Genomic DNA, 10,708 nt, shown 5'->3' with positions numbered 1-10,708 from the left:
CCATTTCTGCATGCTCCAGAAACAAGTTCGTGACAAGCAGAAAATGGAACAAGCTCACATTAAGAACTTTTAGCAGCTAAATTTCAAATGCCTGCTTCACAAAAATGTATGTGATTTCTAGTATAAGTACACAAAAAAATTTATTATTTGATTGTGTACTTATACTAGAAATATATGATCAATTAAATGAAAACTATAATGGATTTCTATCTACTAATTTTTTATATTTGTATTTTGGATAACCAACCATTTTTAAAGCCTTTTGGAGCAATGGCTAAAATGAACTCATAAATACCAGAAACTCCTGATACTCAAGTGCTTGAGCACTTAAGTAATCTTGGAAGTTTCTGATTATATATCTGTCTGAGCTTGTCAAAATAATATTTTTACACCATTTCTTATAATTATCATATCTGTAACGTGCAGCTTCTGACGATAGAGCACAATATGTCGCAATATCATAAGGAGATCTTACATTCAACTTGTGTAGTATTACTGGGTTAGATAGTAATAAGCCGGTAAAATAATTCGCTTCAGCTTCTCTAAATTTATAATCTTCCTCAGTTAAAGATTCACAAAATATCTTTGTAGATTTTGAATAATGTTCACATAAAATATGACCTAATTCATGGGATAAAGTCCATCTAATCCGCTCTTCAGATTTATAATCTAAGTCATTATAATAAATTATATATTTATCTAATGGTTTGAAATAATCAGTACAGCCTTCATCTGAATTTAATAATTCAAAAGTTTCTACTTTAGTTAGATTGTGGTCAAGCATGAATTGATGATAAGAAACTATTTTTATGTTATTGAAAGAACTTATTATTTCAATTATGTCTATAGGGAATTTAAGAATATTTAATTTTATATAAATGTCATTAACTATGCGCTTAATATATTTGTATCTAATCGTCAAAGTATTCATCAAAAGCAGACCTTAAAATTTTCATCATTTTTTCTTTATTCTTAGGATCCATTTTTCTTCTAGCTCTTTCAATTCTTCGAATATCATTATCTTCAATAATAGATTCATTATCCTTCAGAATAATTTCTGCTTCATCTTTGTCATCGGACAGTAAATAATCAACAGTAGTATTTAGAGTATTAGCAAGCTTAATTAAAGTGTCATTACTAGCACCTTGCTTATTGCTTTCTATCATTCCAATTGTAGATTGACTTAAACCAATTGTTTCAGCTAACTTTTGCTGTGTAATTTTCATTTTCTTCCTAAGTAATTTTACTTTGTCGCCTAACATAATAAATTCACCTCTTTATGATAATTTTATCATAGTGACCGATATAATCAATAGGAAATTTGAAAAAAGCTTATATATTTCCAGTAAATTATAATATGTTGCAATTGAAGATACATAAGTAGATTGCTCCTTTTGTTGTGAATTATTTTACGCTTGAATATAATCAAATTCTTGGTGGGATTTTTCTTTTTTAAAGAATTTAAAACTAGAAAATTAGCTATTTAGCAAATATGAAATTTGCTTCTCTATTTTTTATAGTATTTATACAAGTATTATTACCATGTAGAATAATTTGGATCTAAATTAATAAATTTACATATAAAAATATGAAATACTTAAATATAATATATTTACATAATTGTATTTTATATTATTAATATGGTAGAATACAGGATGTAACTATATGTAATTAAATGTAGAAATAATATATAAAACAAAAAGGGGAAATAATATGTTGAAAAGAAATAAGCAGCTAATTAGTAAGCTACTAATGTTAATTATGTGTACAAGCTTAGTTCCGACTACAATAGCATTTGCAAGTGAAGAATCAGTGAATTTTGCTGAAGGAACTCAGCAGGATACAGGCTTAAATTATAGTGGGGATAATGGTGAGTGGACATTTCAGGGGGAATATAGCAGTTTAAATGGTGGCGTTATTAATGGAATTAACATTTATTTTAATGAAGAGAATAAAACATATTCTTTAGATATTGGATATGGTGATAAGCTAAGTGGAACTTTAAATATACCTAGTAGAATTATATTTAATGGAAATACATATAGCTTATCATCTGCAGCTGAATATGTATTTCAAAATTGTACTAATTTAGAATATGTATCAATTCCTGAGGGGCTAAAATATATACCACAAGGCATGTTTAGTAACTGTAGTAATTTGAAAATTGTAGTAGTTCCTAGTAGTGTCAATGAAGAACTTTGGGGACAGGTTAGCGCTTTCTCTAAATGTAGCAGCTTAGAAAAAATAGAAGTTAATCAAAACAATCCAATATATAAAAGTGTTGATGGAGTATTATATAATAAGTCGGGAACAAAAATAGTAGTTTATCCAGCAGCAAAAGAAGGGGAAAGTTATACAATTCCAGATGATGTAGTAAGCATTATGGAAGATGCTTTTAATGGGTGTAAGAATTTAAAGAACGTGGAAATGTCTGATAATGTGATAGAAATAAACAATTATGCATTTTCAGGGTGTACAGGATTACAAACTGTGAAAATGTCTAATAATATAACAACTATAAATGACAATTTATTTTCTGGTTGTAGTAATTTAACAGATATAACAATTCCAAGTGGTGTAACAAGTATAAAAGAGAGTGCATTTAAAGGTTGTAGTAGCTTAAGTTATATCACAATACCAAGTAGTGTAACTAATATAGAAAGTACTGCATTTCAAGGGTGTAGTAGTTTAACGAATATAACAATTCCGAGCGGCGTAACAACTATAGGTGCCAATGCATTTCAAGATTGCAGCAATTTAACAAATGTAATAATTCCTGATAGTGTATCGAAGATAAGTACTAATGCATTTTTAAATTGTAATAAGGAAAATCTTATATTCTGGGTACCAAACAATACTATTAGACTAATGTTAATTAATGCAAATGTAGATAGTAGTAAAATTAGAATAGGAACAGGTTCATCAGATATAACTAAAGTAAACTCAATTGCATTAGATACAACCAATTCAAACTGGATGGTAGGCCAAATTGGAAAAATAACAGCGACTGTCCTTCCAAGTGATGCTGCAGATAAAACTTTAAATTGGACGTCAAGTGACACTAATATAGCTACAGTTGATAATAGCGGAGTTGTTACGGCAAAATCAAAGGGAACTGTAACTATTAAGGCAACAGCTAATGATGGAAGTGAAGTTAACCAATCGAGAACTATCACAATTAGTGGGCAAGGTGATACTACTGGGGGAGGCACTAGTCAAACAGACGTTAAAGTAACTGGGATAACTATCAGTGGAAATAGCAGCATTACCACTAAAGGAGGTACTATAGCTCTTACCCCTAATATAATTCCAATTACAGCAACAAATAAAAATGTGAATTGGACGTCAAATAATCCAAGTGTAGCTAATGTTAATAGCCAAGGAGTTGTTTCAGCTATATCCAATGGAAGTGCTACAATTACAGCTTCAGCTACTGATGGAAGTAATATTACAGCAAGTACGGTTATCACTGTTACAGGACAAACTACAACATCCGATAACAGTTCAAATTCAGTTTTAAAATCAGTTTCCATCTCAGGAGAAGAAGAAGTTAGCCATAGGTTAAAAGCTAAGGTGAAATATGATGGAACGGAGCCAAGTTTAGAATATAAATGGCAAAGGGCTTCTAAAAAGGACGGGGATTATACTGATATAAGTGGTGCTGATGAAGAAGAATATAAGTTAAAAAGCAGTGATAAGAACAAATATATTAAAGTAATTGTTAGTGCAACAATAAACGGTATTAATTATAATGTAGAAGATACTACAAGTAAAATTGATAGAAATACTTCAAATGATGATAGTTCAGATTCAAATTCAAACTCATCAACAAGTAGTAATTATAATAATAGTAGTAATAACACTGTAATATATGGGCAATTAACTTCACAAAATGTTGGGGCGAATTCATTAGGGTCAAACATTATTTCTCCTGCTAATAGGATGTTTACAAATCCATCAGGCCATCCAGTAAGTGGATGGATAAAATTATACGATAAATGGTATTACATAGATGATAATGGAATGCCAAAGGTTGGTTGGTTAAATCATAATGGTAAATGGTACTACTTAGATCAATCTGGAGTTATGGTTAGAAATGCATCTATAGGCGGATATTGGCTAGGTGGAGATGGAGCAATGATTCAATAAAACAGCAAACAGAGTTTTAAATAAAACCATAGTAATTTCTCATGGGAAAAAAATTAATAATATAAAGAATTATGAATATGAATTAAGCGAGCAAGGACTACAAATATAAATACATAAAATATACCCCAACCTTATATAAAAGGCGGGGGTATATTACTGTTTGCTTAAAGTTTCCTTAACTAATTAGCAAATAATATTTTATTTAAACTACTATAGTTGAGAAAAAATTATAACATATATTTATAATTGCAAAATAAAAAACAGAGACAAAGTTCACATTATATTGTATAAATTAATTTGCAAAAAGATTAACAATATTAGAATTATTGTTATTAAGGAAAATCTTAATGGTATAGATAATGTTGTGGTTCTATTTTGCTGACATGAAAATGTATTCAAGAAAGATGGAGCATTACGCGCATTTTTAGGTACTGACACTGGATTTTGCACTAAAATAATTTTTGAGTATTATAACAAACGTTGGTCAATAGAGATATTCTTTTTGTAAAAGCTTAATAATTTACAGAAACAATGTTGAAAAAAATAATATTCAGTGTATTTATGATTGGGTTAAAAGCAACATTCTTATTAAAACTTCTTTAAAAACTATGAAAATTGCTTAGGACAAAATATAAATATATGCCGTAAAAATTTGCATTTGAAATTTGTGGACATGAATATATAATTAGTGGATTAAATGGATAATTATGCTATAATTATTAATATTATTATTAAGTAAATAGGAGGCTATTAAAGTGAGAGACGCGGTAAAAACTATAGGGAATATGATTGATAAAATAGGAGTTTCTATTATTAGTTCTGTAGATGAAGAGGGATATCCAAATACTAAGGCTATGCTTCCACCAAGAAAAAGAGATGGAATAAAGTATTTTTACTTCACTACTAATACTTCATCTATGAGAGTGAAGCAGTATGAAAATAATTTTAGATCGTGTATTTACTTTTTCGATAAGCGATTTTTTAGAGGGGTTATGCTTAAAGGGACAATGGAAGTATTGAAAGATCAGGAATCAAAGGAAATGATTTGGAATGATGGTGATGAAACGTACTATTCTAAAGGAGTTTGTGATCCTGATTATTGCGTCTTAAGATTTACAGCTAAAACAGGTAGATTTTATAGTAAATTTAAGTCAGAAGAGTTTAATATTGAATAACTATGGAGGCAGTGTGATGGAATTTAAACTAACAATATTAGCAGTTAAAGATGTTAATGTATCTAAAGAATTTTATGGAGAAACTTTAATAAAAATGCTATAGAAAAATCCATATTGAAACAATGCCTGCAATTGATGAACCGATAATATTAGATATCATATCAAAATTTGTGTCCTTTAGTCCATGTTGGTTATTTGAAGTTGTAATAGAATCTGCAATGAATTCGTAAATTTCAAAAATACAGCCAAGTGAAATACCTATTGCTGCTACAAAGACTCCAATATAAAATTTTGATGAGACTATAGGCATAGCAATTTTATGCAAAATAGAATAATAGAAAAGTGCAAATGAAAAAGCACCAAATGCATGTAAAAATCTATCATAATGTTTAGATTTATTATAAACATATAGATATTTACCAATAAAGCTATTACCAATAAGAGTTATTAAAACCATAAGAATGATTAAAAGATTAACTTGAAAATTTAGCATATATTGTGATATTAAAAACGCTAAATAAAATACATAAGTGGCTATGTGTTCAGGAAGTAAAGTATATCTTTTTTTTACTATTGCAGCAATTCCGATAAATAACATGATTGCAGAAAAAATTACAGTCATAATTAATAATAAAAAACTATATCCCATTAAGCCACCTCATAATAAATTAATTTTAATATTATTATTTACCTATATAGCCTTATTTATTCTAAATATATTTAGGAGGAAGATATGAGAGAAGAAAAAGAAATAAAGATCAAATATGTACATACCAACATTATTGCAAAGGATTGGAAAAGAGTATCTTTGTTTTATCAACGTGTTTTTGGCTGCAAACCAGTAGCACCTGAGCGTAACTTGCAAGGTGAATGGCTTGATAAATTAACAGGGATTAAGAGTGCCCATATTACAGGAGAGCATTTAACGTTACCAGGATATGAAGAAGAGCTACCAACATTAGAGATTTTCTCATATGATAATATGGATTATGATAGTAAAAAAGTACTAAATGGTGTAGGACTTGCTCACTTAGCGTTTGAAGTTGATGATGTTTTAGAAGTATTGGAAAAAATAAAGGAAGAAGGAGGTGGGCAAGTAGGGCAATTAGTAAAAACAGAATATCCTAATAATGTAATAGCAACGTTTGTTTATGCAAAAGATATTGAAGGAAATATTATAGAACTGCAAAGTTGGAAAAAATAAAAATTCTATTTATAAGAAATGATATAATTAAATATATAAGTAAATAAGAGTTTGCTTTAGAAAATTAATTGCAATATATATGTATATTTATAACTTACATAGGAGGAAAGATGACGAAAAAAATAGCAATAATAATGGTTGTATTAATAAGCATGCTATCAGGTGCTTTTTATGCTTACAAGATTAATGTAGATTCAAGGGGATATATTAACGAGATGATAAATAGAGTTGAAGGCAAGACTTTAAATTCAAAATTTGAAACAAAAATTAAATCAGGCAATTTATCTACTGATTATAATATAGATCAGGTACTTCAAGATATAGATAAACTTAAGTTAAATACCTTAAATGTTCCAGTAGTTATAAATATCGATACTAGGACTTCAAGCGATATGGCAATAGACAAAGGTAGTGAAAAACGAGCTATAGAGTTACTTAAAAAGCTTAGATTTAAAAAGATAAACATAATACTTGAACCATATCCATGGATAGAAAATGGAAGCGTTGGAGAAACAGATTGGCAGCCTGATAATATTAATAATTTCTTTTATAATTGGGAAACAAATGTTCTAAGTAATTTAATTAAAGATGTAGCTGTACCATATCATGTGGATGCATTGAACGCAGGAACAAGTTTTGTACATATGGAAGCAAATGAAGGATATATGTGCGATATGATAGATTATGTCAGGGCACGCTATAAAGGTTTGGTAACTTATAGGACAAATTTCTGGATTACAGCAGCTGATTTTGCACCAGAATATACTGAAAAATATAAGGAAAAACTAAATAATAAAGTATTTTCAAAAGTAGATTTTATTTCTATAGCAGCTTATTTTGAGCTTACAGAAAATGATACAAATACGGTAGATAATTTAACAAAAGCCCTTGAAAGTTCAACAAAGTTTAATAGAAAACAGGATATAAAGCAAGAAATAAAAAATTTCTATGATAAATGGAATAAACCAATTTTCTTCGGAGAATTAGGATTCCCAAGAACTAATAAAGCTTCTGTAGAGCCACATAACCCTTTAGTGTCTAATATTGTGAATAATCAGGAACAAGCAAATTGTTTTGCGGCCTATAAAAATGAATTTCAAGATGAACCTTGGCAGCTTGGATTTTCAGTATTTGCAATTGGTGAAACTAGCAGTGATAAGAGATATTATCCAAGTGAAGAAAGTGTAGAAGTTATTAAAAGCTGGTACGCAAATTAATTAAGATATATCTTATAAATTCTTTATATAAAAGTAAAATTGGTAAAGCTAAGGATAAATCACAACCTAAATGATATGAAACCTATAAGTATGATATAATTAATATATACAAGAAAAATATAATTTCATACGCGCTTAATAAGCGGAAGGGGGATGATTCATGAGAAGTAAATTAAAACATGCTTTTGCTGACATTAATAGAATTTTTTTTATGATATTAGGTTCAATTCTAGTATCAATAGCCTTGGAAACATTCTTGATACCCAATAATATTATTGATGGTGGTATGACAGGAATATCCATCATGGCAAATCACTTAACAAATATTCCATTAGGAGTATTTATATTTATATTTAATTTGCCTTTTGTTATTATAGGTTATAGACAGATAGGAAAGACATTTGCTCTTTCAACTGTTTTTTCAGTAATATGTTTGTCTATAGGAGTTTCATTATTTACACCTGTTCCTGGAGTAACGCAAGATATACTTCTTGCAACTATATTTGGAGGGATTATTTTAGGAGTTGGAGTAGGTTTGATTATAAGAAATGGTGGTTCATTAGACGGAACTGAAATTATTGCTATAATTTTAGATAAGAGAAGTGCATTTTCTATTGGTGAAATAGTTATGTTCTTCAATTTATTTATACTTGGAAGTTCTGGATTAATATTCGGCTGGGATAGAGCCATGTATTCTTTAATAGCATATTTTATTGCTTTTAAAACAATAGATATTACTGTAGAAGGACTCGATGAATCAAAAGCAGTAATCATAGTGTCTGAAAAAAATAAAGATATTTCTGATGCGATAATAGCAAGGCTTGGAAGAGGAGTTACCTTTTTAGAAGGTAAAGGGGCATATAGCGGAAATGAAATGAACGTTATATATGTGGTCTTATCAAGGCTTGAAATAGCAAAGTTGAAAAGTATTGTAAATGGTTTTGATGAGGATGCACTAATTACAATTAGTAGTGTCGATGGTGCAGGTAAGAAATATAAGAAAAAAGCCATACATTAAAATATATCAAAAATACATGTTAGTATTAAGTAATTATGAATTTGAGTATCGTATTTTGTATAATGCGATACTTTTGCTTTTAAAATATTATAATATACAAATAAGGAAGAATTTAATTAAGGATGCATAGATTATATGTACTGGAGGTAAAAATGCTTATTGAAGACAAAATAATAGAAAGTAAAGGACTAACCTGGAAACTTCGTTGTCCAATAAAAACTGATGCATACAAATTAGCTGAATTAAGGGTTAAAATTGATGGAGAAACAGAATACCTTGATAGGGAATCGGGAGAAGGTTTACTTACTCCAGAAGATTTTGAAAAAATTATTCATGAAGATAATACGTCAGAAAGGACATTATTTTTATTAGCGGAGGTTAATAATAGAATTGTTGGCTTTACTCGCTGCGAAGGAAATAAGCTAAATAGGTTCAAACATAAGGCCGAGTTTGGAATATGTATAGAAAAAGATTATTGGAGCTATGGGATAGGTAAAGTCCTAATAGAAAATGTCTTAAAAACTATGGATAGTGTTGGAATCAAAAAAATCTCATTAACTGTAGTACAAACAAATACTAAAGCAATTCAATTATATAAAAAATATGGCTTCGTAGAAGAAGGCATATTAATAAACGACCGTATCCATAAGGATGGAAAATACTACAATACAGTCATGATGGGACGAGTACTATGAGATCTTAATTGGATAAATGATTCAAAGGAAGGTTGTTCAAAATTAGCTTGTCAAACTTAAGTTGGAGCATGCTAATTTTGGTGCAACCTTCCTGTTAGTGTTTTCAGCGATATTTTCATAGTCCTACGTAATAAACATGTATTTCTTCTTGATTAATATACGCTTAAGTTTAGTTACCACTTTGCATGTCTAGTATTTTGTAGATTGCTTTTGCTACACCGTGTTCTATGTTACTTGCAGTTATATATTTTGCAGCTTGTTTTATTTCTGGAATAGCATTTTCCATAGCAAAGGAATTTGGAAATTCAACAAACATAGAATAATCATTTGAACTATCTCCTAAAATAGCCACTTCTTTTTTCTTTATATCAATTCCTTCTGCAACCTTTGCTAAGATGCTTCCTTTTGTTGCATTAATATGGTTGATTTCAATATTAGTAATAAAGCTTGAAGACACAGCTAGTCCATCTAATTTATTCAACTCTTCCTTTAGAGATCTTATTTCATCAATAGATTCAGCAAAAGAAACTAGCTTACCTATTTTAATATCAGCGTCTAAAAATTCATCTAAATTTTTTATGTAATTCATCTTTACAAAGTGAGGATTATTGATGGCATAGTTATAAATGTCATCTGGATCTGTTAGATATGAATGCATAGTCTTTGTCCTTTTTATCATTCCATTTAATGTTTTCTCTCTCGAGTTTGTTGTATAGTATCCATTGTCAGTGTATATCTCTACTGATAAGTTATCGTACTTTGATATTACATTTAAAATCTCAATAGTTTTGTTTTTCGAAATATAGATTCCAGCAACAGTTCTGCCGGAAACATCTTTGTATTCTCCACCGTTTAATACAACGCATTCGCATTTTAAATCATATTCATCCAAAATCGGTTTAACATCATCATATGCTCTGCCAGTTGCAATGGCAAACTTTATTCCATTTCTCTGAGCTAGTTTTATAGCTTCAATATTTTCTTTTGATATCTTTCCATTAAGACCTATCAAGGTCCCGTCCATATCAGATGCAATTAATTTTATCATTTCTAAATCTCCTAACGTAGTTTTTTTACTAATGCATTTAAATATTACACTTAGGCACAATCAAATAAATAACAAGTCCATTTGCCGGCCTATTTTCCATCATCCTACGCCGGCAACTTGACATCATAGTCCCACTATGATGTTAAGTTACCTCCTTGCCTGATGAAAAATATTCAAGGCAACCTTGGACCTGTTATTTATT

At 29.3% G+C, this 10,708-nt stretch carries 10 protein-coding genes; 6 read left to right on the top strand and 4 right to left on the bottom strand.

Features of this window, described 5'->3' with window-relative positions:
• Positions 1–274 precede the first annotated feature (274 nt).
• Both CLOBL_RS25475 and CLOBL_RS25470 read right to left on the bottom strand, forming a co-directional pair.
• A complete protein-coding gene (locus CLOBL_RS25475; RefSeq protein ID WP_077861562.1) occupies positions 275–931 on the bottom strand; it encodes an ImmA/IrrE family metallo-endopeptidase in 657 nt (218 codons plus the stop codon).
• Positions 912–1,262: a helix-turn-helix transcriptional regulator gene (locus CLOBL_RS25470; RefSeq protein WP_009171731.1), complete on the bottom strand. Its 351-nt coding sequence runs from the start codon at positions 1,260–1,262 to the stop codon at positions 912–914. The genes CLOBL_RS25475 and CLOBL_RS25470 overlap by 20 nt, the downstream gene beginning before the upstream one ends.
• Positions 1,263–1,713: 451 nt before the next feature.
• On the opposite strand from CLOBL_RS25470, the gene CLOBL_RS25465 reads away from it, so the two are divergent.
• Together CLOBL_RS25465 and CLOBL_RS25460 are read left to right on the top strand one after the other, a co-directional pair.
• Positions 1,714–4,149 (top strand): leucine-rich repeat protein, encoded by a 2,436-nt coding sequence (locus CLOBL_RS25465; protein ID WP_077861561.1) that lies wholly within the window; start codon positions 1,714–1,716, stop codon positions 4,147–4,149.
• A gap of 755 nt (positions 4,150–4,904) precedes the next feature.
• The gene (locus CLOBL_RS25460; RefSeq protein WP_077861560.1) at positions 4,905–5,324 is read left to right on the top strand and encodes a pyridoxamine 5'-phosphate oxidase family protein; all 420 of its coding nucleotides are present in this window, start codon (positions 4,905–4,907) and stop codon (positions 5,322–5,324) included.
• A 97-nt stretch (positions 5,325–5,421) separates the two neighbouring features.
• Here CLOBL_RS25460 and CLOBL_RS25455 read toward each other — a convergent pair whose 3' ends face one another.
• Entirely contained in the window at positions 5,422–5,973 is a 552-nt protein-coding gene (locus CLOBL_RS25455; protein ID WP_009171729.1) for a hypothetical protein, read from the bottom strand.
• An 84-nt stretch (positions 5,974–6,057) separates the two neighbouring features.
• Between CLOBL_RS25455 and CLOBL_RS25450 the strand changes: the two genes are divergently transcribed.
• The 4 genes from CLOBL_RS25450 to CLOBL_RS25435 all read left to right on the top strand — a co-directional run bounded on the left by CLOBL_RS25450 (position 6,058) and on the right by CLOBL_RS25435 (position 9,458).
• Complete coding sequence (locus tag CLOBL_RS25450) at positions 6,058–6,528, top strand: VOC family protein (RefSeq protein ID WP_077861559.1); 471 nt, start codon at positions 6,058–6,060, stop codon at positions 6,526–6,528.
• Positions 6,529–6,638: 110 nt separating this feature from the next.
• Complete coding sequence (locus CLOBL_RS25445) at positions 6,639–7,745, top strand: hydrolase (protein ID WP_077861558.1); 1,107 nt, start codon at positions 6,639–6,641, stop codon at positions 7,743–7,745.
• A 211-nt stretch (positions 7,746–7,956) separates the two neighbouring features.
• Complete coding sequence (locus CLOBL_RS25440) at positions 7,957–8,763, top strand: YitT family protein (RefSeq protein ID WP_085959829.1); 807 nt, start codon at positions 7,957–7,959, stop codon at positions 8,761–8,763.
• A 152-nt stretch (positions 8,764–8,915) separates the two neighbouring features.
• Positions 8,916–9,458, top strand: a complete 543-nt coding sequence (locus tag CLOBL_RS25435; protein WP_077861557.1) for a GNAT family N-acetyltransferase — start codon at positions 8,916–8,918, stop codon at positions 9,456–9,458.
• Positions 9,459–9,627: 169 nt separating this feature from the next.
• Here the strand turns inward: CLOBL_RS25435 and CLOBL_RS25430 are convergent, their stop codons facing one another.
• Positions 9,628–10,506 (bottom strand): Cof-type HAD-IIB family hydrolase, encoded by an 879-nt coding sequence (locus tag CLOBL_RS25430; RefSeq protein WP_077861556.1) that lies wholly within the window; start codon positions 10,504–10,506, stop codon positions 9,628–9,630.
• Positions 10,507–10,708: the final 202 nt, after the last annotated feature.

It is taken from the genome of Clostridium sp. BL-8 (genome assembly GCF_002006495.1).
GTDB lineage: Bacteria > Bacillota > Clostridia > Clostridiales > Clostridiaceae > Clostridium.
The sequence above is the reverse complement of the archived record's forward strand: the minus strand, read 5'-3'. Positions and strand labels throughout refer to the sequence as shown.